General features: G+C 58.2%; 31 protein-coding genes. 13 read left to right on the top strand and 18 right to left on the bottom strand.

The features are described 5' to 3' along the window. The first annotated feature begins 16 nt into the window (after positions 1-16). From ACZ9BX_RS06605 to ACZ9BX_RS06585, 5 genes are read left to right on the top strand one after another with little or no spacing between them, the layout of a single operon-like run. Entirely contained in the window at positions 17-547 is a 531-nt protein-coding gene (locus ACZ9BX_RS06605) for a peptidoglycan recognition protein family protein (RefSeq protein ID WP_476216574.1), read from the top strand. Further along, positions 544-837, top strand: coding sequence for a hypothetical protein (locus ACZ9BX_RS06600; protein WP_476216572.1), 294 nt, complete (start codon positions 544-546; stop codon positions 835-837). The genes ACZ9BX_RS06605 and ACZ9BX_RS06600 overlap by 4 nt, the downstream gene beginning before the upstream one ends. Then, positions 834-1,229, top strand: a complete 396-nt coding sequence (locus ACZ9BX_RS06595; RefSeq protein ID WP_476216570.1) for a hypothetical protein — start codon at positions 834-836, stop codon at positions 1,227-1,229. Before ACZ9BX_RS06600 ends, ACZ9BX_RS06595 begins: the two co-directional genes overlap by 4 nt. A gap of 49 nt (positions 1,230-1,278) precedes the next feature. Next, the gene (locus ACZ9BX_RS06590) at positions 1,279-1,476 is read left to right on the top strand and encodes an anaerobic dehydrogenase (protein WP_476216568.1); all 198 of its coding nucleotides are present in this window, start codon (positions 1,279-1,281) and stop codon (positions 1,474-1,476) included. After that, on the top strand, positions 1,473-1,802 hold the full coding sequence (locus ACZ9BX_RS06585) for a hypothetical protein (protein ID WP_476216566.1): 330 nt from the start codon (positions 1,473-1,475) through the stop codon (positions 1,800-1,802). Before ACZ9BX_RS06590 ends, ACZ9BX_RS06585 begins: the two co-directional genes overlap by 4 nt. 185 nt (positions 1,803-1,987) lie before the next feature. On the opposite strand, the gene ACZ9BX_RS06580 is transcribed toward ACZ9BX_RS06585, so the two are convergent. Further along, positions 1,988-2,443: a hypothetical protein gene (locus tag ACZ9BX_RS06580; protein WP_476216565.1), complete on the bottom strand. Its 456-nt coding sequence runs from the start codon at positions 2,441-2,443 to the stop codon at positions 1,988-1,990. A 3-nt stretch (positions 2,444-2,446) separates the two neighbouring features. Further along, positions 2,447-2,602: a hypothetical protein gene (locus ACZ9BX_RS06575; RefSeq protein WP_476216563.1), complete on the bottom strand. Its 156-nt coding sequence runs from the start codon at positions 2,600-2,602 to the stop codon at positions 2,447-2,449. Positions 2,603-2,917: 315 nt separating this feature from the next. On the opposite strand from ACZ9BX_RS06575, the gene ACZ9BX_RS06570 reads away from it, so the two are divergent. From ACZ9BX_RS06570 to ACZ9BX_RS06560, 3 genes are all read left to right on the top strand, one after another. Then, positions 2,918-3,304 (top strand): avidin/streptavidin family protein, encoded by a 387-nt coding sequence (locus ACZ9BX_RS06570; protein ID WP_476216561.1) that lies wholly within the window; start codon positions 2,918-2,920, stop codon positions 3,302-3,304. 247 nt (positions 3,305-3,551) lie between these two features. After that, positions 3,552-3,965 (top strand): avidin/streptavidin family protein, encoded by a 414-nt coding sequence (locus ACZ9BX_RS06565; RefSeq protein WP_476216559.1) that lies wholly within the window; start codon positions 3,552-3,554, stop codon positions 3,963-3,965. Between the two features lie 226 nt (positions 3,966-4,191). Next, positions 4,192-4,461, top strand: coding sequence for a hypothetical protein (locus ACZ9BX_RS06560; RefSeq protein ID WP_476216558.1), 270 nt, complete (start codon positions 4,192-4,194; stop codon positions 4,459-4,461). A gap of 46 nt (positions 4,462-4,507) precedes the next feature. Here ACZ9BX_RS06560 and ACZ9BX_RS06555 read toward each other — a convergent pair whose 3' ends face one another. From ACZ9BX_RS06555 to ACZ9BX_RS06510, 10 genes are all read right to left on the bottom strand, one after another. Further along, a complete protein-coding gene (locus ACZ9BX_RS06555) occupies positions 4,508-5,080 on the bottom strand; it encodes a hypothetical protein (protein ID WP_476216557.1) in 573 nt (190 codons plus the stop codon). Between the two features lie 64 nt (positions 5,081-5,144). Further along, positions 5,145-5,921: a hypothetical protein gene (locus tag ACZ9BX_RS06550; RefSeq protein WP_476216555.1), complete on the bottom strand. Its 777-nt coding sequence runs from the start codon at positions 5,919-5,921 to the stop codon at positions 5,145-5,147. Between the two features lie 107 nt (positions 5,922-6,028). Further along, on the bottom strand, positions 6,029-6,571 hold the full coding sequence (locus tag ACZ9BX_RS06545) for a helix-turn-helix transcriptional regulator (protein WP_476216553.1): 543 nt from the start codon (positions 6,569-6,571) through the stop codon (positions 6,029-6,031). Beyond that, positions 6,568-7,011, bottom strand: coding sequence for a helix-turn-helix transcriptional regulator (locus tag ACZ9BX_RS06540; protein WP_476216551.1), 444 nt, complete (start codon positions 7,009-7,011; stop codon positions 6,568-6,570). The genes ACZ9BX_RS06545 and ACZ9BX_RS06540 overlap by 4 nt, the downstream gene beginning before the upstream one ends. 225 nt (positions 7,012-7,236) lie before the next feature. After that, positions 7,237-8,013 (bottom strand): IS21-like element helper ATPase IstB, encoded by a 777-nt coding sequence (gene istB / locus ACZ9BX_RS06535; protein ID WP_132568962.1) that lies wholly within the window; start codon positions 8,011-8,013, stop codon positions 7,237-7,239. Between the two features lie 18 nt (positions 8,014-8,031). Beyond that, positions 8,032-9,585 carry an IS21 family transposase gene (istA, locus tag ACZ9BX_RS06530; RefSeq protein WP_027513949.1) on the bottom strand — a complete coding sequence of 518 codons (1,554 nt, stop codon included), beginning with the start codon at positions 9,583-9,585 and terminating at the stop codon, positions 8,032-8,034. Between the two features lie 159 nt (positions 9,586-9,744). Beyond that, positions 9,745-10,113, bottom strand: coding sequence for a hypothetical protein (locus ACZ9BX_RS06525; protein ID WP_476216547.1), 369 nt, complete (start codon positions 10,111-10,113; stop codon positions 9,745-9,747). A gap of 174 nt (positions 10,114-10,287) precedes the next feature. Beyond that, positions 10,288-10,866, bottom strand: coding sequence for a hypothetical protein (locus ACZ9BX_RS06520; RefSeq protein WP_476216545.1), 579 nt, complete (start codon positions 10,864-10,866; stop codon positions 10,288-10,290). Between the two features lie 63 nt (positions 10,867-10,929). Continuing rightward, positions 10,930-11,421, bottom strand: coding sequence for a hypothetical protein (locus ACZ9BX_RS06515; protein WP_476216543.1), 492 nt, complete (start codon positions 11,419-11,421; stop codon positions 10,930-10,932). 1 nt (position 11,422) lies between these two features. Further along, on the bottom strand, positions 11,423-11,752 hold the full coding sequence (locus ACZ9BX_RS06510) for a helix-turn-helix domain-containing protein (protein WP_476216541.1): 330 nt from the start codon (positions 11,750-11,752) through the stop codon (positions 11,423-11,425). A gap of 103 nt (positions 11,753-11,855) precedes the next feature. Between ACZ9BX_RS06510 and ACZ9BX_RS06505 the strand changes: the two genes are divergently transcribed. Beyond that, on the top strand, positions 11,856-12,191 hold the full coding sequence (locus ACZ9BX_RS06505; RefSeq protein WP_476220084.1) for a hypothetical protein: 336 nt from the start codon (positions 11,856-11,858) through the stop codon (positions 12,189-12,191). After that, on the top strand, positions 12,157-12,453 hold the full coding sequence (locus ACZ9BX_RS06500; protein ID WP_476216539.1) for an HNH endonuclease: 297 nt from the start codon (positions 12,157-12,159) through the stop codon (positions 12,451-12,453). Before ACZ9BX_RS06505 ends, ACZ9BX_RS06500 begins: the two co-directional genes overlap by 35 nt. 372 nt (positions 12,454-12,825) lie before the next feature. Here ACZ9BX_RS06500 and ACZ9BX_RS06495 read toward each other — a convergent pair whose 3' ends face one another. From ACZ9BX_RS06495 to ACZ9BX_RS06485, 3 genes are all read right to left on the bottom strand, one after another. Then, positions 12,826-13,743, bottom strand: coding sequence for a hypothetical protein (locus ACZ9BX_RS06495; protein ID WP_476216537.1), 918 nt, complete (start codon positions 13,741-13,743; stop codon positions 12,826-12,828). A gap of 107 nt (positions 13,744-13,850) precedes the next feature. Next, positions 13,851-14,126 carry a hypothetical protein gene (locus ACZ9BX_RS06490; RefSeq protein WP_476216535.1) on the bottom strand — a complete coding sequence of 92 codons (276 nt, stop codon included), beginning with the start codon at positions 14,124-14,126 and terminating at the stop codon, positions 13,851-13,853. Positions 14,127-14,219: 93 nt separating this feature from the next. After that, complete coding sequence (locus tag ACZ9BX_RS06485) at positions 14,220-15,302, bottom strand: site-specific integrase (RefSeq protein WP_476216533.1); 1,083 nt, start codon at positions 15,300-15,302, stop codon at positions 14,220-14,222. Positions 15,303-15,396: 94 nt separating this feature from the next. Here ACZ9BX_RS06485 and dusA point away from each other — a divergent pair, with 94 nt between their 5' ends. Continuing rightward, entirely contained in the window at positions 15,397-16,434 is a 1,038-nt protein-coding gene (gene dusA / locus ACZ9BX_RS06480; protein WP_476219908.1) for a tRNA dihydrouridine(20/20a) synthase DusA, read from the top strand. A gap of 66 nt (positions 16,435-16,500) precedes the next feature. Here the strand turns inward: dusA and ACZ9BX_RS06475 are convergent, their stop codons facing one another. Continuing rightward, entirely contained in the window at positions 16,501-16,713 is a 213-nt protein-coding gene (locus tag ACZ9BX_RS06475) for a cold-shock protein (RefSeq protein WP_027511931.1), read from the bottom strand. Positions 16,714-17,034: 321 nt separating this feature from the next. Next, a complete protein-coding gene (locus ACZ9BX_RS06470) occupies positions 17,035-17,334 on the bottom strand; it encodes a hypothetical protein (RefSeq protein ID WP_476216530.1) in 300 nt (99 codons plus the stop codon). Between the two features lie 367 nt (positions 17,335-17,701). On the opposite strand from ACZ9BX_RS06470, the gene ACZ9BX_RS06465 reads away from it, so the two are divergent. Then, on the top strand, positions 17,702-18,307 hold the full coding sequence (locus tag ACZ9BX_RS06465) for a J domain-containing protein (protein ID WP_027511930.1): 606 nt from the start codon (positions 17,702-17,704) through the stop codon (positions 18,305-18,307). Between the two features lie 564 nt (positions 18,308-18,871). Next, the gene (locus ACZ9BX_RS06460; protein ID WP_476216528.1) at positions 18,872-19,183 is read left to right on the top strand and encodes a putative quinol monooxygenase; all 312 of its coding nucleotides are present in this window, start codon (positions 18,872-18,874) and stop codon (positions 19,181-19,183) included. An 82-nt stretch (positions 19,184-19,265) separates the two neighbouring features. Here ACZ9BX_RS06460 and uvrB read toward each other — a convergent pair whose 3' ends face one another. Beyond that, positions 19,266-22,271 carry an excinuclease ABC subunit UvrB gene (gene uvrB, locus ACZ9BX_RS06455; protein WP_476216526.1) on the bottom strand — a complete coding sequence of 1,002 codons (3,006 nt, stop codon included), beginning with the start codon at positions 22,269-22,271 and terminating at the stop codon, positions 19,266-19,268. Positions 22,272-22,357 lie beyond the last annotated feature (86 nt).

Here is a 22,357-nt window from a genome sequence, read left to right as displayed (position 1 = left end):
AAATAAGGACATCCCCATGACCACCACAACTACGCTGCCCGCGGAGTGGCTTCCACGCGCCAAGATGGAGCGCGTTATCTGCCACTGGACGGCCGGCAGCCACACGACGACCGATTTCGACCGCGAGCATTACCACATTCTGATTGAGTCGGATGGCAACGTTGTTCGCGGGCGGCCGTCGATTGCGCTTAACGAGTCGCCCGCAAAGAAGGGGTACGCGGCTCATACACTGAATTGTAACTCGGGATCGATCGGCGTGTCGCTGTGCTGCATGGCATTGGCGACGGAAGCGCCGTTCAACCCCGGCAAGTCGCCGATGACCAAGGCGCAGTGGGACAAACTGGCTGAGGTTGTTGCTGATCTGTGCCGCGTCTACGGCATTCCCGTTGGCCCGCGCACAGTGCTTAGCCACGCCGAAGTGCAGGGGAACCTCGGCATCAAGCAGCGCGGCAAGTGGGACTTTACGCGGCTGGCGTTCGCGCCAGAAGTGAAAGGCGCCAAGGCGTGCGGCGATCTGCTGCGTGCGGCTGTGGCGGCACGCCTATGACCGTGGCTGTAAAACGAAGCAAACGCCGCTTTTCCAAATGGCTAGTCGGCATCAACGTCGCGCTGGCATGGGGCGCGATCTATCTGGCCATCGTCTACCTGCAGGCGTCCTACGTGGCGGCTAGCGGCTTCGCCTTCGTGCTCGGCATTGCTGGCGCATATTTGGGGGTAGGGCACTTGGATCTGCGGTCCTACGTGCAGTCGCTCGCACAGGGCGGGGCGGGGGGTGCTTATTACCCGACCGAGCCGCCAGTGACCAAGCCAGCCACTCCGGAGGATCAATTGACATGACGTGGATTGCGAAACTCTTGGGGCTGGACAAATTTCTAGTCAAGGCCATTGCCATCACAGCAGCCGCAGCCCTCTTCGCATGGGCCGGATACGCCGTCTACGACGGCATTTATGACCGCGGATACGGTGCGGCCGCAACCAAGTACACAGTCGAAATCGCCGAGATGAAAAGGCAGGCCGCAGATGCCCGCGCCGCCGAGATTGAGCGCCAGGATGCTGCCAACAACGCAGCCAAAGAGCGCGAGGCCGCACGCATTGCTGCCGACGCCGCCATCACCCAATCCCTTCGTAATCAAATTGAGGAGCTACAGCGTGAGGCTGACCAAGATCCTGATGCTGGCAAGCCTGTGCTTGGTGCTCCCAGCGTGCGCCGTATCAAGTCGGTACGATAAGCTTGTTGTCGTTCCTCCACCGCCAAGATTGGCGCGTCCGGATAGCGTTTTGCTCGGTAAGTGCGTCGGCCCTGTCGACTGGCCGGAAGACACGCTGACACAGGCGCGACTTGAAAAACTCTGGATTACCGACCGCGAACGTCTTCTGTCGTGTGTCCGTCGCCACTTGGCGCTCCGCGACTTCTATGCCGATCGTGATGCCGGCCTGTTGGGCAAGCCGACCGCTGGCAAGGCGGTCCGCAAATGACCCCTGAAGAAATCATGAAGGCCGTTCTCTTCTTCCTGACCGTGGCCGGTGCTGGCTGGGGTATCTGGTGGCGCATCGATAGCCGCGTGAAGGAAGTAGAGAAGGCCAACGATACACGCATCAAGGCGGCGGAAGACAAGGCTGATAAAGTCGCCGAAGGCTTGGCCGGGTTTAAATTGCAGGCCGCAGAGACCTTCGCCACCAAGGCGGGCATGCAAGAACAGACTGCTCAATTGCTTCGCGCCATCGAGGGCGTAGGAAACAGAATCGACAGCCTCCACGAGAGGCTCGATCGCGCGTTTGAGCGGACGACGGCGCGGGGGTAGGTCGGATGGCTTTAGAGAAACTCGAACGATTGATAGCCGTGTCTCAAATGAGGTTGCGCCGGCCGCCTGGCGCCGTGCCGTTGATAAGAAGCGGTCAGCGCCAAGACCATGACAACGAAGATGAGGAGCAATTCGACGCTTGGCGTCAAGACGTGCGCAAGTGGGGATGCGGATTCCCGGCGTAGTCAGGCATACTCCAATGCTTTCCAGTTCTTTTTATGTTTCGCGCAGAACTTCCTGATGCAATCGAATGTGTCAGGCTTGTGTATGGCACGCTGTGCGCAATCAAGCAGTCTCGAATTCCGTTCAATGGAACCGAGAATGTCCTCTAAAAACGCACGGGCTAATTTGCCTGAGTTTCCACCGAATTGCCCATCGAGATACAGAGCACACGATAGTTCGATTTCATTGAGAAGTGCGATAGTGGCCTCATCGAGGCCGCGATCCTCCTCCTTCTGCTTTGCCACTTCATCAATTCTCGTTCTTACGTTCGAGAAAATCATAGCGGCCGCGCTGGCGGAGGCGTTGATTTTCGCCTGACGAACTTGGTAGGCTGCGTATGGGAGCGCGATAATGGCCGCCAAACTTGCCGCAATGCTAAGGGCATCGCCCCACGTCCACTGTGCTACTGGATCCACCATGGGCTAAGCAGTATTCTTTTTGCCTTTGCCGCCCGGAGTTGGCTTACCTGCAGCCGATAGCTTGTCATCGAGATAGCCGGTAGAGATCGATTTCTCTTCGATCTGTTGCTGCTGCTGCTGCTGTTGTCTCTCGTCGTTTTCGCGCGACTTATTAGACATGTGATCATCCCTCCGTCCTAATCGACTGCAGCGTATATCATCTGCCATAATCAAGCTAGCGTCATTGGCGAGAACAGTCACGAATAACCAACCACTGGGCGCACGACGTGCTGTAGCCGCGCGATCCAATCCCGTTAACAGGCGAGTCCGCTAAATGTTGAGATCCCCAGCGGTTCGTGACATCTCGAGTGGCCGCCGTCGGACCTGGAGGCGGCGCATCAAATGTACCGAACGTAAGTATCGGCGCGACAATCTCTGGTATAATTGAACAACTGATGTATAGTCTCTGTGAGGTTGAATTTACGGGGGGCTCTCATGAAACATGAAGTGTTGTTGGGTAAGGCTGGAAGTGCATTGGCCGTCACACCAGCTTTCGGCGGTGAATGGAGAAATCAGCTTGGGTCCAGAATGTCGTTGACAGTAACCGGCGCCAAAATTCAGGGCGAATACTTCAGTGCTGTTAGCGGCGGTGGCTCCCCTGTCAGAGGGGATTTAACGGGTTTCGTGAGCGGCGATCTTATCTCGTTCGTCGTCAATTGGCCTTCGGCAGCCATAACCGCTTGGGTCGGACAGCTTGTGAACGACAACGGACATGATCTTATTGAAACGCTGTGGCAAATGACAACGAACGTGCCCGACAACCAGGAGCCGACGGGAATGTGGCAGTCGGTGTTTTCGGGTACGGATCGCTTCCATCGGTAGTTGCAAAAGCTCTCACAGTGGCGATGCCCTTCACTGATCTTGACTATTTTGCGTTTCGCACAGCGGTCGAGACGTTTTAGGTCAAGATAAGACTCTAACATCCTTTTTATGGGCCGCCTTTGAATGGCTGCGCAAGGCCGCCGAAAACCGGATGGCGCCATGACCTCATAATCGACGCGGATGCAAGTAGAAGTGGCGGCGCGGTTTCTGTGTCACCATTCAGGAAATGTAACGAGAGGAGAGAACTATGTTGCGTATTTTACTAGCCACAACCCTGTTTGTTACAGCGGCTTTCAATATATCCTTCGCCCAGAGTTCGATCGCAGCTCCTTCGACCTGGGTGAACGGGGAAGGCTCAATTCTGACGATCGAGAAAGTCGAGGCCGACGGCAAGTTCCAAGGCACCTTCGTCAACAAGGCTGACGGGACTTACTGCAAGTACGATTCTTATTTAGCGGAAGGCAAGATCGATGCCGACAAAGTCTATTTTGCGGTAGCCTTTGCTGACCGGATGGAGGTGGCAAAGAATTGCATGACGGTCACCCAATGGCGTGGCACCATTTCGGCTGCCGTCATTACGACGACTTGGTCGCTCGCCTATCCCGGCCCGAATGGGCTTATCTTGATCGGCGGCTCCGACAAGTTCGATTTACAACCCTGACCTTCGTTGCGGTAAAGTCCGAGCGCGCAGAAGCATAGTCAACTCCTCTGACTCCTCTCGCGTTCTGATTTGCTTAAGAAAACTGGTGCTGCCGAGTGGGATTGAACCACCGACCTCACCCTTACCATGGGTAAGCTCACATTAAGGCGAGTGATTGTTCTCCCCTCGCGATAGACAACTCAGATCGCGAGTTGCTAAAACGTGCTTCAAAGCGCAGGTTTGGGTCATGTCGAACACCACCCAGAACCGGATAATCGCCCTTGCTGATGAGTTCGTCGAGCTCATGCGCGCAGATGACGAAAGATCGTTCGGCCTCCGAGAGTTTTCGGTGTTCGTCAGCATCCGGCTCGGCCATGAAGCAACAATGTGGGAACCGGATCTCGAGGGTGCCATCATCAAGCGGTTCAACGACCATTATGATCTGGTTAGGCAGGACCTCGGCATGAGATGGGACTTTGTGAACGGATATGTGGAGGGGCATCTCTCAGAGCGGTGACGCGGCGCGAGATGCGCGATTAATGCGGCAGTTTATGAGATGTGATTTAAAAATCAGTGAGCTTGCCCAGTTCGCCGAGAGCCTTTCTTCTGCGCTCAACCGCAACTCTTAGGAGGCCTGGTAGGCGATGATCATGGGCGTCGACTTCGATTTTGCTCCACTCGAGATATTTCTTAAGTTGCGCCTCCTGCTCGGCAATTGATCTCTTTATTGCTTCAGGGTCATTGTACCCTTCGTAGCCGACGGTGACCCGACCGTGACGGACTTCGCCACGTGGTGGGCCTGAGTCATATGAACTTGGTCGGAGGTCAAAAAGATCGCGATGTCCAGAGTACGCGAATGATTTCGTGACGCTGACGCCGTCAATTGCGCCCTTTCCTCCGAAGTGATCCCTCACAGAAACTCTTTGCTCTTTGACGTTTCTCTCAGGATTATTGAAGTCAATGGACAACGACCCAACCTTTGCGTCAGCCACCATCGCGGCAACAATGGCGTCATCGTCCATTTCAAGATGGTCGGCTGTCATATAGTTGCGGACGTGGTTATCGATGGCATCGGTTTGCGCCCTCAAGTAACTGCTCAGGCTACCCTTCCCAAACAGAACGTCTCCAATGATCATCGGACTGTCTCCTCAACTGTGTTCGATCTCTCTGGCGCATAGGCCAGCTTTATGGGGATGTCGGTCATAGCATAGTGTACGAACTGATCCCCAAGCGCGGTAAGTTCGTAAGTTTCATTGTCGTCGAAGGCAGATTTGTGGACGTTGCTTCCGCTCTGGCCGCCGCGTGAGCGAGGACTTTTAATGAAATTTCCCGAATAGTCGGTCTCCCTGTGCTGCCTAATGATTCCTCCTGTAGAAAGGTCTCGAACAAGAAGCTTAAACAAGTCCGCTTCCGGCGAATCCTCCCGCACTGGACTTCTGCCAAGACTCTGCCAAGACTCTGCCATATGCCACCTCTGGTGATCCCATTTTGATTGTAGATTTTCCCAATAACTGCCAGATGCAGCTCTGATAAATTCTTAATCCAATCAAGAAAAAGACGGACCACGTCATCGCTGCAAACGGTAGACGATGCGGCATTAGCAAGCAGATTCCTCACCAGCAATCGTTTATCGTCACTCTCAGCACCGGCCCAATCGCGGAATGACTTGCGAAGCAGCGACTGGAACTCCGGCGACTTAATTCTTTCAGCGATCTGTTCGTCACGAAGGTCGAGACGCTGCATGATCTCGACGATGGTTTTCTGCTTTTCCTCCATCTCGGCACGCAGCATCTCTACCCAGTGCCGAAAAAAGTTATTCATGCGATCTTGTTCGTGCTCGCCCCAAGTGGAAGCGGCCGCAGCAATTAGACCGCCAGCCAGAGGGATTAGCCCGCTCGCAACGTTTAGCGCTCCACGCGCCAATTTGCCGTGTTTCGATCCTTCGGGAAATTCATCAGGAAATGTGGTTTCGGTCATTTTTGCACCAGTAGCGCACAAGCGAGAATCAACTTGAACGTGATTATCGCATTTGGCGAAACATTTTGAAGCTGTGCAGAATGACCATTATTGGACTTTTTACATGGCTAAGGCGTCAACCGTCGCCACTTTTTAATCCGTACGACCTCGGCTTCACCTACTTCAGTGAGAATAAATTTTTCATGCCCGCGGCCATCGACACCAGCACGCCTTACTGCACCTCTCTGAATCAAGAGATCCATAAATACCGGGCCAGCTGAAGGAATGGTGTCGATCGTGTCGCACCATGTGTGGTCGGCCATAACAAGAATTATCCGCTCGAGCTTAGCATCGAAGCCAAGCTGCGGTTTGTATTTCGCCTGTCGCTTCGCTTTTTTCTCGCGCCACTCTCGCAGGCTGTCACCGCGACTGGATTGTTCCGCACCGCGATTTTCGCGCATCCATTTATCGTACGGATCCTCTTGCTGGTCGGCTGCCAGCCCGCTGATTTCATCAAGCTTCGCGTCAATCGCCTTACGGTCCCATTTACGCGTCCCGGCAATCGCTGGAGGCATCTTGTGCGTCGCCACCCATAAAGAGAATGTAGACGCGCCAATTCCGCAGTATGCGGCGGCTTCTTTGCGGCCCATGAGGCGAGGGGAGTCAGTCACCCCACTGACCTCTTCTTGCCCGCGCTCGGATGGACGAACGGCAGAAATTTGGTGTCGTAGCCGTGGCACCCGAAGTAATCGAGCGCTCGCTTGCCTTCCGGCATGGCAACGTCGAGCGAGTTGCGTTCCGGCCCCATGAGCAGCACAGCTATTACTTGATAAGCCTGTGCGACCTTCGCTCGCAGTTGATCCACGCCAACAGGAGCTGGCGGAGGACGTCGCGCTGCAATCTTCGCATTGATCCACTCGACGACCTCTGCCTTCACGAACGCGACGCGCCGGTCGCCGAGGTCAACGGCCTGGGGAAACCTACCGCTCTCGCGGTACTTGTTAATCATGGTGCGCGACATGCTCGTCATCTTTGCAACTTCATTTATCGATACGAGGATGGCGAGGTCGCGTTTGTCTTTTGGCGAGCGACGCAATTCCTGACTTGTCATTCCTGCGTCGCCTTTTGCTTCGCCCTTTGCGCATTTCGCCGGCTCCGCCGAAGCATCGCCAGTGCCATTTCTGTGCTGACCGACCTCGGCTTCTCCTTTTCCGGTTGGAGAAGTTTGGGTGCGGATTTCGGATTAACGGGACAGCGATTCCGGTAAATCCCGGACAGTCGTTTCACTAGATCCCGGACAGTCTCGCGGGATCGACTTTCGTTCGCCTGGTTGATGTCATTGGTTATTGATTTCGGCGTTTCGCGCTTCGGTCAAGAGCGGTCGTGGTTTTTGCCTCCTCATGCTGTCTCCCTCGAGCGCAATTCGATGGGCGTTATGGACGATACGATCGAGGATGGCGTCAGCGATCGTCGGTTCCCCGATCATCTCGTGCCACTGGGCCACGGGCAGTTGGGCGGTGATCAGAGTGGATTTCCTGCAGTAGCGCTCTTCGAAGATTTCCAGGAGATCGAGCCGCTGCTGATCGCTGAGCGCATGGGTTCCCCAATCGTCGAGGATGAGCAATTGGACGCGCGCCAGTTTGTCGAGCAATCGGGGAAACCGACCGTCGAGGCGTGCCAGCGCCAAATCCTCGAAGAGACGAGGCATGCGGACGTAGAGAACGGAATAATCGAGGCGGGCCGCCTGCCGTCCGATGGCGCAGGCAAGCCAGGTTTTGCCCGTTCCCGTTTGACCGGTCAGGATCAGGTGCTCATGGGCTTTCAACCATTCGCCTTGGGCCAGCGAGAGAAGCTGTCGGCGATCGAGGCCGCGCTGGGCGGCGAAGTCGATATTCTCGATGCAAGCGTCGGGGAAGCGCAGTTTGGCGCTTGCAAGCCGGTTGGTCAGGCGCTTGTCGCCGCGCACGGCCATCTCCCGGTCGAGCATCAGACCCAGCCATTCATCGCGGTTGAGATCGCTGCCCTCAGTTTGATTGGCCAGTTCGCGATAAGCTGCCGCCATGCCGGATAGACCGAGTGCGTGCATCTGGTCGAGGGTTGGATGTGTGAGCATGTGAGTGTCTTCCTTTCTTCACTGGTAATAGGAGCTGCCGCGGATGTTGCCATGCGCCGGGGCTGGCTTGACCGGCTCGGCGACAGGCGGCGCCTGATCGAGGCCGGATTTGAGGATGGTGCTGACGGAGGAATAGCTGAGCGCATTGATGGTCAGTGCCCGAGCGCACGCGGCTTCAAGACGCTCAGGCCCGTACCGGCGCGCGAGCGATAGAACGCCTTGAGCGGCGCGGTATCCCTGCTGGGGATGGGGCCTGTCGCGCATCAGCCGCTCGATCAGGATTGCAGCGTTGCGGCCAATCTTTGCAGCCTGCTTGATGAGGCTCGCCGGCGTCGTGTTGGCATAGTGCTGATGTGTCTTCGGCATGTGCTCGTTGACGGTGACATGACCAGCCCGCTGCGACGTCCGGCGGTGGCTGGCGACGCGTTGGTGATCATGGAAGATCTCGACGATCCGGCTTGTGAGCCGGACATCGACCTGGCGGCCGATCAGGCGGTGCGGCACGGAATAGAAAGCCTTGTCGACTTCGACATGGTAGTCGGGATGAACCTTTGCCGATTTCCATTCGGAATATTCGAATGCGGTTGCCGGCAAGGGTGCAAGCGCTTCGCGTTCGATCTCCTCGAAGAGCTGACGTCGGGATTTGCCAACCCGTCGCATCGACCGGTTATTGAGATCGTTGAGAAGCTGGCTGATCCGCACGTTGAGATCGACGAGGCTGAAGAAGCGGTCGTTTCTCAGCCGCGCCAGGATCCAGCGCTCAACGATGAGAACGCTGCCTTCGACCTTTGCCTTGTCCTTCGGCCGTTTTGGACGGGTCGGCAGGATCGTCGTGTCGTAATGCTCGGCGAATGCTGCAAAAGTGGCGTTGATGGTCGGCTCAAACCACAAGGGCTTGGCAACACCGGCCTTGAGGTTGTCGCAGACGATCGCTTTCGTCACGCCACCGAAGAAGCTCAGCGCCCGTTGCTGACCCTCGATCCAGTCCGGCAGCCGTTGAGTGAAGCTTGCATAGGCGAAGGTGTACAAGGAGGCCGGCAGAACCGCGACGAAGATCTGCGCCGACCGGATCTCGCCCGTCGCCGGATCGATCACCGGGACGGTGTGGCCGGCGTAGTCGGTCTGCATCGCCGCGCCGGCAGTGTGGCGATTGCGGAAGGTGGCGCTGGCGCGCTGTTCGAAAGCGGCGAAACGCTCGCAGAACCAGGTGTATCCGTAACCGTTGGGGTGCCGCTCGCGATATTCCTGCCACAACAGCGTCAGCGTCACGCCCTTTCGCTTCAGTTCACTGGCGATCTTGCCCCAGTCGGGCTCGTGCATGTCCTGGGGCGGGCGGCCGCGACGATGGAACAGGCGGCGCTGCAAAACAGCGTCCTCGTCAAGCCCAGGCGGCAACGGCCAGCCCGTCAGCCCGGCCTCACGCGCCCGCAACAGATAGGTCGAAATGGTCGTTTTGCTGATCTTCAGCCGTTCCGATATCGCACGAACCGAAAGCCCCTGTTCGTGCGTCAGCCGCAATATCGATCGAATGTCCTTCACACTCGTAAGCCTCGCCTGCTTCCGTCTCGCCATTCATCAGCCCCTCGTTCAAATCGAGGCTCAGAATGGCAAAACGGCGCGCGCGAAAGTCGATGTTTTAATCGCCGAAAGACTGTCCGGGATTTACCGGAATCGCTGTCCGCGAATTAGCGGAAATGCTGTCCCGGATTTAGTGAAATCGCTGTCCGGGATTCAATGGAACCCCTGTCCGCGAATTACCGAAACCCGCAGTTTGGGAATATCTTCGGTCGAAATGAGCGTTGAGCGCCCGATCTTCTTGGCTATTCCCAGCCGCTTTGCCTTTTCCCACACCGTGCGCTCTGACATGTGTACACCGCTCGACTCGGTGATGTACTGGGCCACTTGTTTTGGTGTGCTCAGTCCACTGGCGGGTGCCGGTGCGGCGGCTAGCGTCGTCTGCTGCTCATCGTCCTTGCGGCATCGATAGCCCGCGATGAATGCCAATTGCACGTCTTCGCGCCGCCAGCCCATCTCGGGATCTAACGGCTGACCGGAGCGGGCGTAGGCGAGGGCGGCGTATTGGGAATCGGATTTTTTCATAGCCCACCAAGGGAAGAGTTGAAGATTTTTTCCACCGGCACTAATGCCGATTGCGTTTGCCCCAGGTGGTGGGTCGGGATGCCTTGCGGATTGGTGGGCCGCGATCGGAAGCTAGGCGAGTCGGGTGAGGGCGGTCAAGGCGAGTATTGCCATGCGCAGGGTGACGTAATTTTATTAGCGTAACGTCCAGTCTATGCGCCACGGTTCTGGCTCAACACCATGGATTCCTTTCTCGGGAGTATAAGAAAATTTGGCTGGATCTTCTTCCATGACCTTCCACACCGGCGCCGGCACCTGAAATGGGCACTTATCTAGGTCAAAGCTCTGTCCAGCGGCGCCGATATATTGAATGAAGCCCTGGGCAAGCAAGGTCGCGGCATTTCCTGCGTCGTGATCGCCGGTGAACACTTTGGTCTTCCTTTTCAGGAGATAACCAAGCACCTTTCGCTCCTCATCAGATAGGTATGGAAGGTGGCCTCTAAATTTCGTCTCCAGCCTATTGGCTAGCCGCTTCCTTTTGCGATCGGCGGCGGCGGACTTCATCACGGCTTCAAATAGAGGACCGAGTGCCGCGCAAGTAAGAGCAACGCAAAAGAAAAGAATAACCCATGCAGTGAGTTTGAGTGTAGCCGGGAGAGGCGGCAGAACGCCCACAGAACTCAGTAGTAGGAATGCAGCCGTAGCGATCGAAATGCACCCGGTTTGCCATCCACTTGCCTTTAGCAGATCAACTGCTCTTGAAAGGTAATCCATCAATCCGTTCCAAATGATTCGAACTGGATGCTGAGATATAGCAGAAGAGCGCTCCTCTTGAGGTCAAACCCGAGTGAGTCCTCTTATGAATGCGATCAACAGGAGCGCGCCAGCCCCAAATCCTGTTGCCGCGGTAAAGGCCAGCGCGAGAAGCCAGATAGGGATAACGATTTTCGAAATGAGAAAATTGGCTTCTTTAGCGATCTTGAGCCTAAGCTGGTCCCGTTCTTCGGCAGACATTTCCCTGACAATCAGCGCTCGCACTGCGAGCATATCTTTGGACATCATCACCATCTTAAATATCTCGAAGGTGACAAAACCCATCATGCTCAGTGCGATCAGGATGCCGGTCCAATACACCATCTCTGCGGAAAGCCGGTCCTTCACATTTGACCAAACCGCGAACATGCCGGCATAGGAGCCGAATACCACGATCGTGACATACGTATTCGCATGGGCGAACGCTCCAGCCTGCATCTCAGCAAGTAAATCTCTAATGCCCTGATCTCTGCGCTTCATTTCCGCCGCGAGATCGTCCGCGTTGTCCTGAGCCATATCAACCACCTGCGACGGGAGGTGCGTCGTTCACGAGGTACTCTCGGTATTGAACCGTCTGCGTGTCGTCAGAGTCGATCGACTTGCCAGTGGGCGTCACGAGCCGAACGCCAGGGCCACCGGAGCCCGAGTAATCGCCATCTAGGAAGGCGATGCCTTTGGATTCGAGGGCGGACTGGATGTCCCTCAACGTGCGTTCGTACGGGGTGGATTTTTCCGCCTCGAAGTTGGCAAGCGTCGCCCTTCCAACGCCAGCGGCTTCACACAAGTCGGACTGAGACCACGCTACCATCCCTCGGGCGGCTCGGCATTGGCCGGCAGAAATAGACATTTTGCATCATCCGATGTTTTTTGTATTGACTAAGCATCAAGCGATGCATTATGCATAGAGTCATACCAAATGATTTGTCTTTCTGCAACTCGAGGAGCGCACCATGACCCAGCATACCAAGATCAGTCTCAGTGATAGAACCCTGTTGCCCCGCGCGCTAATCGACAGAAGACCGAGCACGCCGGCCGCGGTCGTTGGCAGCAGCGTCAACCCCGACGACGTCGTGAGATTTTACTTCTCCCGGTGGAAGTTTAAGATTGGTCAGATCATCGACTGCTGCGGAAAAGATGCCGTCATCACCGCACGCCAAAGAACCGGACTTGGCCGCCACCTCTATGCGATCACAGAAAGCGTGACCGGCATTCGGCGCCTCATGCTGGAGGAAGGATTGCGGAGTGCACGCGATGAAGACCGGCGTCAAACGCGCACTCATTCGTGAGCTCTTCCAGAAGCAGGGCGGCAAGTGCTGCTACTGCGACCGACCTATGGTCATCACGCACCGCGACGCTGACCAGAACCGACCAGATGCGGCTACGCTCGAGCACTTGATGACTGGCCGTCGGAAGGGGTGGACGAAGCGCGACAACATGGCTGCCGCATGTCGTGAGTGCAACGGAATGCGAGGATCGTCGATGGACTGGCTGACATTCAAAACATATCGCCGTGGCGAGTTCTGGGAACTCATATCGCCAATCAAGTGAATACACCACAGGTCGGCGCGACCACCACGGCACCCACATTCGCCGCGCGCCTTCCGCTTTTCGACCGCAGGGTCGCCGCGCTCCGATTTATTCGTTGAGCGCGGCTCTTTTATTCCACAGTTACCAATGGCCGGCGCGAGCACCTCCTGCGCCCACACCAGCAGCGCGCCGACCGGTTATCTTGACTGCAAAGCAGAGTTTCGCTACGAAATCGACGTGGACACATAGGTGCCGTAGTACCGCCCTCAGGGGCCATGTCTCGACTCGCAGCCCTTCGGGGCCAGCCTAAACGCGAGACTCCGACGCAACAACTAAACCCGCTGTTGCGGGCATTGGAAAGCATGAGGAGAACGGATAGTTCGACCGTTCGACCTATAGTTTCAGTTTTCGAAGTGCCAAGTTGGAGAGAGATGAGGTTTGTGCCACCAGTCGCTCACGATATTCATCCAGGCGAGGGGTCAGGTAGATCATGGGGACGCTCTTATCTAATAGATCCCCCTTCAAACGTGCTGCAGCAACACCGGTGAACGTTTCGTCACCGGTCTCGTTTGTCCACTTTTCCCGCCAAGCACGGATTGTCTTTTGATCCTCCTCCAGTTTCGTCGCAAAAAGCTTGCGAATTGTTTGATGGATTTCGCCAAGGATCGCAAAATAGCCTCGGACAGAATCCTTCAGATCGATCTTGCCTCCCGCACTTTTGACCTCCGATTTCACAGATGCCTTAAATTTAAGGTCATTGAGTCGATCGAGATCAAATGTAAAATCCACCGTATAAGTTAACTCGCCAAATTCCTCATCCCACTTACCGCGATGATTCGAACTGTGGACAGGAAAAGCGCGATGTTGGGTGTGATTGCGCACGGCCTCCATGAACCGGTATGTAAAATCCGAATCGTAGGCATTGGATAGGACCGACTTGACTGTCGCGACCGCCACCCCGTTGTCTGTAATATCCCTGACATGTCCTCCGACGGTATCCTGATACAGCCTCGCCGAAGAGAGAAACGCCGAAGTGAGGCGTCCGAATTCCGCGCCGATGCCGACGAGTCCAGGCGTGTCCACCACCCGCCGTAGCGACGTGTCCAAGGTGGCTCTGTGAATGAAAATCTCTATGTCACGGTAGCTCTCACTGATAGCGAAGAATTTCTCTTCTAACGAGGTGATCTCGTTGAAGTGTCGGCGGACTTGCGCGATCTCCAAGTAGTCAGAGTCAGAGATGGCGATTTTTTCATGTGAGCCCAGCGCAGCCCGCCAGAGACAGTACTGCGCCGTTGAGGATTGCTGGATCATTGGGTCAGCGCTCTTGCTTGGTAAATTTGGGGCGAATTGTGCGAGGTGGCGGTCGAAGAACTGACTCGTATAACAATATCAATCACTTCGGTAGTGGATGAGACCGGCTACTTTAATCTCTTAGCGTTCTGAGAGACGGCGCCGCGGCTGATACCTAGGATCCGAGAGATCCTAGCGTGGGTAAGCCCGTTCTTTTCGCCTTGGAGAATAGCTGCGCGACCGACATCTGTAAGATGTCCCCCAGCCGAGACGAACAATGCTTTCATTTCCTCGTATTCGGAGGACATAGTTATTATCGTGTTGCTGAACTCGGTGATCTCTGCTGCAAAGCTCTTCAAACCGTGGGCGAAGTCCTCAAGGTTCTCGATAGTCGTCTGATCCATTTCATTTTCCTCTGATTGGATGGTTGGAACCTAGAGGCGGATCTAAACAGAGTCAACGAATATCTAAACAGTATTTCATAAAATACCGGTAAGTTATTGACGTTCGCGACAGGCGATATCCAGCCACGTCCACCCCGCAAACTTATCGCCTACCTCCCGCAGATGCGCGTAGCGCTGCAGGCTATTCCATGAGCGGTGCCCGCTGACACTTGCGGCGAGGGGGATGGTGCGGCCCATCTCAAACAAGCGAGATACTCCTTCATGGCGCAGGTCGTGGAAATGTAGGTCATCGATTTCGAGGAATTGGCAGGCCCGCGTAAATGCCGTGCTGACTGCGTCGACACTATACGGAAAGATGCGTTCGCTCTTTCTTGGCATTGCCTTGATGATGCGCAGTGCCTCGGGCGGTAGCTCTACCCAAACGTCGTTGCCTTTCTTCTGGCCGGGATGCTTCATGTCGCGCACCAAAACGCGGCTGTGCGGCTCGTCAAGGTCATCCCAACGAATGCGGACAACCTCCTCTTGCCGACGGGTAGAGAAGATCGCGAAGGCGACAATCCTGTGCATCGGCGAGGATTGCGGAGTGCGTGCTTTGCGGTCGACAAAGTGCTGCATTATGAGATCGAGCTCGGCAAGGGTAGGGCGCCGATTGCGCTTGGCTGACTTGCTAATGGTCTCTTGCCGCGACAATGCCGCTTGAGCGTCGCGCATGGCCTGATAATCCAAAGGGACGTTCCATAGCGCGCGGGCGTCCTTAAACACGGCCGATAGATGCGAGACATAGTTGCCGACCGTCTGCGGTTTCCTGCCGCCGTTGAGAAGCTCGCGAGCAAACGCCGATATGTCGCTGGCCTTGATCGCTGCGCAGTCCATTGAGGCAATCGTGTATTCCTTGATAGAGCGCAAGCACTGAGCCTTTGTTCGCCCTATCTCTTTCTTCTCTGTCGTGTACAGATCAATGACATCGGCCAGAGTGGATGACTTCGCCGTGACGCGTTCGATGGCGCCTGGCTGGTCGAGTTCCGATTCTCGGAAGCGGATCCACGCCTTAGCCTCCCGTTCCTTGTCGAATGTCTTAGCCTCGCGCCATACGATCTTACCGCCTTTCTTTCTAAGGATTTGGGCGGTATATCCGGTGCTTCCGTCCTGGCGCTTACGAGCACTGATGGTTCCCATGGTACGACATTTCTCCCAAGAAGTACTACAATGTAGTACCTGATGGTGAAAAACAGTGCAATAGGCGGAAAAAGTCTGACAAAGAATGACAAAGATGGCCGAGGCTAACGAATTGAATTTCTACGAAAAAGCCCGCATTTCTGGGGCTCCAGCTTTCGCCGTTGCGCCGATGATCGATTGGACGGACCGTCACTGCCGGTACTTCCACCGGCAGATCAGCCGCAATGCCTTGCTCTATACCGAAATGGTCGTCGCCGACGCGATCATCCACGGGCCGCGGGAGAGGCTGCTGGCGTTTGACGCCGAGGAGCATCCGGTGGCGCTGCAGCTTGGCGGGTCGGATCCGGCAAAACTTGCCGAGGCGGTGCGGATCGCCGGCCCCTGCGCCTACGACGAGATCAACCTCAATGTCGGCTGTCCATCGGACCGGGTACAGTCGGGAACTTTCGGCGCCTGCCTGATGCTGACGCCGGAGGTGGTGGCGGATGGCGTTGCGGCGATGAAGGCCGTCTCCAAGGTACCAGTGACGGTGAAATGCCGGATCGGAGTCGACGACCAGGAGCCGGAGGCGGCGCTGCCGGAACTCTTGTTGCGGGTGCTCGATGCCGGGGCCGATGCGGTGTGGATTCACGCCCGCAAGGCCTGGCTGAAGGGCTTGAGCCCAAAGGAGAACCGCGAGATCCCGCCGCTCGACTACGGCATTGTCTATCGCATGAAGGAGCGTTGGCCGGACGTCTTCATCGGTATCAACGGCGGCATCCAGACGCTGGACGAGGCAGCGGGACATTTGAAGCATGTCGACGGCGTAATGCTCGGGCGGGCGGCCTATCAGAACGCCGGGATCCTCGCGGATCTCGATCATCGCTTCTTCGGCGCGCCGGCGGCGGTGCCGGATTGGGACGGGCTGCGCGACCGCATGATGGTCTATGCCGCGCGGCATATCGCAAGCGGCGGGCGGCTGCAGCACGTGGCGCGGCATATGGTGGGGCTGTTTACCGGCTTGCCCGGTGCGCGGCGCTACCGGCAGATTCTCTCGGTCGACGCGGCGAAGGCAGGCGCCGGGCCGGAGGTGATCGCGGCGGCCTTTGCGGCGGTGGATTTTTCCGGTGCCAAGGCGGCGCTGAGCGCCTGACGATCAAAACGAAAAACGGCGCCAGGGGAGGCGCCGTTCTCATTCCTGCTTGACGCAGAAATCGAATTAGTTGGCCGAGATGTTGACGGCCTTCGGGCCTTTGCCCATGCGATCCGGCTCGGTGTCGAAGGTGACCTGCTGGCCTTCGCGCAGCGACTGGATGCCCGACGCCTGGAGAGCGGAGATGTGGACGAATACGTCCTTGGCGCCGCCGTCCGGAGTGATGAAACCAAAACCCTTGTCCTGGTTGAAGAATTTTACGATGCCCTTGGTGGCCATGTGGGATAGTCCTTTTCCCTTAGTCTGTCTGGTATCCGCGCCCCCGAGAGGAAGCGGACGGCTTTAGCTTTCGTCCCGTTAGACCGGAACGAAGGGTCAGTCGGAGAAGTCACGTACGGGGAAAGAACGTCTACGCAGGCGGGGATTACCCGCGCCGCCTTCCGCTACGGAAGGCTTTACCACATCTGTCCAGTCACCGGCATGCTAATGCCCGAGTGCCGCAATTGGTGACAGCATTCCGGGAAAAAAGCAAGCGGTAATATTGTGGCATGCGCTGCCGCAAGCCCGGAAATGCCAAAGATTCAAACACTTGACGAAAGGTTACACGCCACGGCCGGGCCTGTGCCATTTGCGGATTCCGTACCACAACGGCACCGCGCCGCCGGTGCGGGCGATGCAAGCTCGCGAAGGACGCTGCGGAACATTGGCCTCCGTCGCGCGACCCTTCGCCACCGCGGCCGCTATCTCCACCGCGTCCCTAACGCTCTGCGGCTCCGCGTCCGCCGCCGCCTGCCGCCGGCACCAGCGGCGCGGGTGCTCGCCGGCCATGACCTGCTGGCAAAGTTCCCCGGCCAGCGGCAGGGCGGTATCGAAGCGCTGGCGCTCGTCGTCGAAAAGCAACAGGGCCGGTCGTCTTCTCTTCGCGACCGCAGCGATGATGACGGCGGCAGCTGCGCGTCAGGCAGACGAGTTCCGGATAATGCGACGTCTGAGCAAGGCTCCTCCCCACTGCGGGAGAGGAAGCAATTTCAACATTTAGGCAAAGTGTTAGAAATTGCAGGTGAGGCGATTGCAACGTATCGCGAGATTGCGGGAGGCTCGTACCGGAAATTGTACGTTGGGGACCGTGGCCTGCAGGCAAACCATAATTTCGTCCCGACTGGACCCGAATATGGCGGGCGCCGGTGCTTCGGGCTTGATGCGGGCGGGCCGAGGGGGTAGGTCACGGGAATGGGGACAGGTGAATGCTAAAGGACAGGTGGGCGGTTTGATCGATCCCTATGTATTGCTCGGACTTGACCGCGATGCCGGCGAGCAGGCGATCCGCAGCGCCTGGCGTAAGGCCGCCAAGACGGCGCATCCCGACTCGGGCGGCGATGCGGAGCATTTCGGCCGGCTGCAGACCGCCTACGAGCTCTTGAAGGACCCGGTGCGCCGCCGCGTCTACGACGACACCGGCTACGATCCGCAGCTTGCCGACCCCAAGGACCTCGAAGGCGTGCTGATGCTGGAAAAGCTCGTCAACGACGTCATCCTCGACGAGCGGGAGCCCGGCAGCTTCGATCCCGTCGCCGCCATGCGCCGCAGGCTTTCCGATGACATCGTCAAGAATCGCTTCCATATCCTGGAGCTGGAGCGCCACCGCAACCGCGTGCGCCAGCACATCGACCGCCTCGGCCGCCGCCCGGAAACCGACGTGCTCGGCTCCATGCTGCGCGCCCGCAGCCAGTCGATCACCGACGCCATCCGCAAGGCGGAAGGGCAAATCGAGGCGATCGAGCATGCCTATACGATGCTCGAGGGCTATTCGTATGAGGTGGAGATGGTGGCGATGGTGGCCGTGACGGAGCGACGGGGGGAAGCCGCCGAGTAGGGGGCTGATCTGGTCCTTCCCGATTTTCACCTAAGCTAAGCGCCGTCCCGCAAATGCTGCTGGCAGTAATATTTGTTCCGTTCAGGGCTGTGCCATGGGCACAACGCTACACTACCGGTTGCAACGGCGCGCAAATACGTTAGAGATTCAATGGACTTGGGATCAAGACATGGGGGCAGTTGCTCCACGATTGCATTTCAAGACGTGAGTTCGTTAGAACGCAGCTTGATATGGCTATTACCGAGAAACAATCGGTCAGCTATCTCAACGAGGTTTACCCTCAATTCGTACGAGATCATTGAGCAGGGCAGAATAGCTCTGGAATTTATCAATAAGTTTGAAGTCGAGTTCGGAAAATATTACCGCGTCGGCCGGCCCGTTTCCCCTTCGTCCGTCCCTTGCGCTTCTGATTCACCGGACCCTCGTGGGAGCCGGCGCCCGTCTTGTCGTGGACGCGAGGCGGGGGGGCCTCCGAGGATGACGGAGAGGAGGAGAGAGTGTCGCGCTTGTCTTCGGCCAGCGCATAGGCGAAGCTTCGGGACGGACCAAGGCTCGGAGGCCGCCATGAAATGCATCGTCGGTTTCTTTACCACCAAGCCCGGACAGCGCGAGGTCTATCTTGAGGCGGCGCGGGAGCATCTGGAGAAGAGCCGGCTCGATCCGGATTGCCTCTATATCGAGCTGGTGCCGATGCCGGACCATCCGGACAGGATTTTGCTGGCCGAGGCCTTCACCAGCGAGGAAGCGCATCGCAGGCATGAGGATACGGATCATATGCGCGCCCTGTGGGCCGTTGGTCCGAAGCTGCTGTCGAATGTGGTGATCGACAATGTGATTTCCGACCGGGTACAGCATATCGACGAGCGGTTTGACTGAAGAGGGCGGAGAAAAAGAGTCATTCACCGCGCGGAGGCGCGGCGGCAGGTCTCGAATCAAGTCGGGATGAGGGAGAGAGGGGTCACCGCCCCGGGCGTCCGGTCTTGCCTTTCGTCCGGCCCTTGCGCTTCTGCTCCGCCGGGTCCTCGTAGGAGCCGGCGCCGGTCTTGCCGCGCACGAGGGGGCGAGGGTCGTCGGGATTCCCCCTCACCAAGTTCGCCGAACCGCCCGGCTGCGCCGCGTGGGGCGAACTATCCTCTCCCCCTTGGAGCGAGGAGGGGCTCTGCGTCTGCGGCTTTTCCGGCAGCTTGCCGGTGATCGGTTTTTCGGTGCGGCCGACGGTCATTTCGTCGAGGGTGTTCTTGCGGAAGAGGGGTTTTACGGCGTCCGTGCCTGGGCCCATGTCGTCAAGGGTGGGTTTGGCGAAGTAGGTGCCGCTCTTTGCCTCGCCCTTGCGGGCGGGGTGGCCCGAAGGGTCGGGAGGGGTATTTGCAGCTGACGTTGCGGATCGTGGTTTCCCCTCCCCAACCCTCCCCACAAGGGGGAGGGAGTCGGTTGCGTTTGCCGCGCCGATCTTCTTTCTTCCACCGGCCTCCATCGCCCTGGACTCCTCGCGCGCCATCGGGTCGTCCATGACCGCAAGCTCGGCGGCTTTGAGGCGTTTGATTTCGTCGCGCAGGCGGGCGGCTTTTTCGAAGTCGAGGTCGGCAGCTGCATCGCGCATCTGTTTTTCCAGCGCGTTGAGATGGGTCTGTAGGTTGTTGCCGACGAGGTTGCCGCCGTCGGCGAAGCCCTTGCCGGAGACGCCGGAGATGTCGGCGCGGACGTGATCGCGCTCGTAGACGGAATCGAGGATATCGGAGATGCGGGCCTTCACCGATTCCGGGGTGATGCCATGTTCGAGGTTGTAGGCCACCTGCTTTTCGCGGCGGCGGCCGGTTTCCTCCATGGCGCGCTTCATCGAGCCGGTGACATTGTCGGCATAGAGGATGACCTTGCCGTCGACGTTGCGTGCGGCGCGGCCGATCGTCTGGATGAGGGACGTCTCGGAGCGCAGAAAACCTTCCTTGTCGGCATCGAGGATGGCGACGAAGCCGCATTCGGGGATGTCGAGGCCTTCGCGCAAGAGGTTGATGCCGACCAGCACGTCGAAGGCGCCGAGGCGCAGATCGCGGATGATCTCGATGCGCTCCAGCGTGTCGATGTCGGAATGCATGTAGCGGACGCGCACGCCCTGCTCATGCAGGTATTCGGTGAGGTCCTCGGCCATGCGCTTGGTGAGCACGGTGACGAGAGTGCGATAGCCCTTGGCGGCGGTCTCGCGGATTTCGCCGAGCACGTCGTCGACCTGGGTGCGGGCGGAGCGGACCTCCACCGGCGGGTCGATGAGGCCGGTCGGGCGGATGACCTGTTCGGCGAAGACGCCGCCGGCCTGCTCCATCTCCCAGCCGCCCGGCGTGGCGGAGACGGCGACGGTGTCAGGGCGCATCGCGTCCCATTCCTCGAAGCGCAGCGGGCGGTTGTCCATGCAGGACGGCAGGCGGAAGCCGTATTCGGCAAGCGTCGCCTTGCGGCGGAAGTCGCCGCGGTACATGCCGCCGATCTGCGGTACGGTGACGTGGCTCTCGTCGATGAACAGCAGGGCGTTGTCGGGGATATATTCGAAGAGGGTGGGCGGCGGCTCGCCGGGGGCACGGCCGGTGAGGTAGCGCGAATAATTCTCGATGCCGGCGCAGGAGCCGGTCGCCTCCAGCATCTCGATGTCGTAGCGGGTGCGCTGCTCCAGGCGCTGGGCCTCCAGCAGGCGGCCGGCCTTTTCCAGCTCGGCGAGGCGGAGCTTCAGCTCCTCCTTGATCGCCCTGATGGCGCCGTTGAGCGTGGGGCGCGGCGTGACATAGTGCGAGTTGGCGTAGATCTTCACCGATTTCAGGTCGCCGGTCTTCTGGCCGGTCAGCGGATCGAACTCGGTGATGGCGTCGATCTCGTCACCGAACATGCTTATGCGCCAGGCCGCGTCTTCCAAGTGGGCGGGGAAGAGCTCGATCGTGTCGCCGCGGACGCGAAATGAGCCGCGCTGGAAATCCATGTCGCGGCGCTTGTACTGCTGGGCGACGAGGTCGGCGAGCAGCTGGCGCTGGTCGAGCCGGTCGCCGACCGACATCTGGAAGGTCATGGCGGTGTAGGTTTCGACCGAGCCGATACCGTAGATGCAAGAGACCGAGGCGACGATGATGCAGTCGTCGCGTTCGAGCAGCGAGCGCGTCGCCGAGTGGCGCATGCGGTCGATCTGCTCGTTGATCGACGATTCCTTTTCGATATAGGTGTCGGAGCGCGGGACGTAGGCCTCCGGCTGGTAGTAGTCGTAATAGGAGACGAAATATTCCACCGCGTTGTCGGGGAAGAAATTCTTGAACTCGGAATAGAGCTGGGCGGCGAGCGTCTTGTTCGGCGCCAGGATCACGGCGGGACGCTGGGTCGCCTCGATCACCTTGGCCATGGTGAAGGTCTTGCCCGAGCCGGTGACGCCGAGCAGCACCTGGGAGCGGTCATCGTTCTCAAGGCCCTCGACGAGGTCGCGGATCGCCGTCGGCTGGTCGCCGGCGGGCTCGTAGTCGGAGACCATGCGGATCGTGATGCCGCCCTCGGACTTCTCCGGCCGGGCCGGCCGGTGCGGCGTCCAGATTTTGCCGTTCTTGTGCAGCGGATTGCCGGACTCGATGAGCGCCGAGAGCGCCTCGACTGTGGCCGTAACCGCGGTGCCGGCATTCAGCGAGGCGGCCTCCTCCAGCGTCGTGTCCATGCCGGAGACCGGATTAAGGCCGGCACGGGCGCGGGTCTTCGGGTCGGTCGAGCCGCCCATCGACGTTCCCCGTGCGGATTTGGAGGCGGCGATCTCCACCTTCTTGCGGTGCTTGCCGGCCTTGGAGGCGATCTCGCGCTGCGTCTCGACGCTGGACGCCTCGGCATCGGCTTCTAACTGCTTCACCCAGTCGGCGACGGAGCCCTCCAGCGGAGCGCCTTCAAAGGACGACTGCGGGGCTTCCTCGAAGCCGTTCGGGGCGGGGGATTTCTTCGTCGATTTGGCCATGGGCGGAATATGGCGAGAGTCAGGGCGAAAGGGAAGAGGCAAAGAGTACAAAAGGGAAACGAATGAATCGTTCGGATTTCGCCAAC

The sequence above is a fragment of the Rhizobium sp. USDA 3886 genome (assembly GCF_056279785.1).
This window is presented reverse-complemented; position numbering and strand designations above follow the sequence as displayed.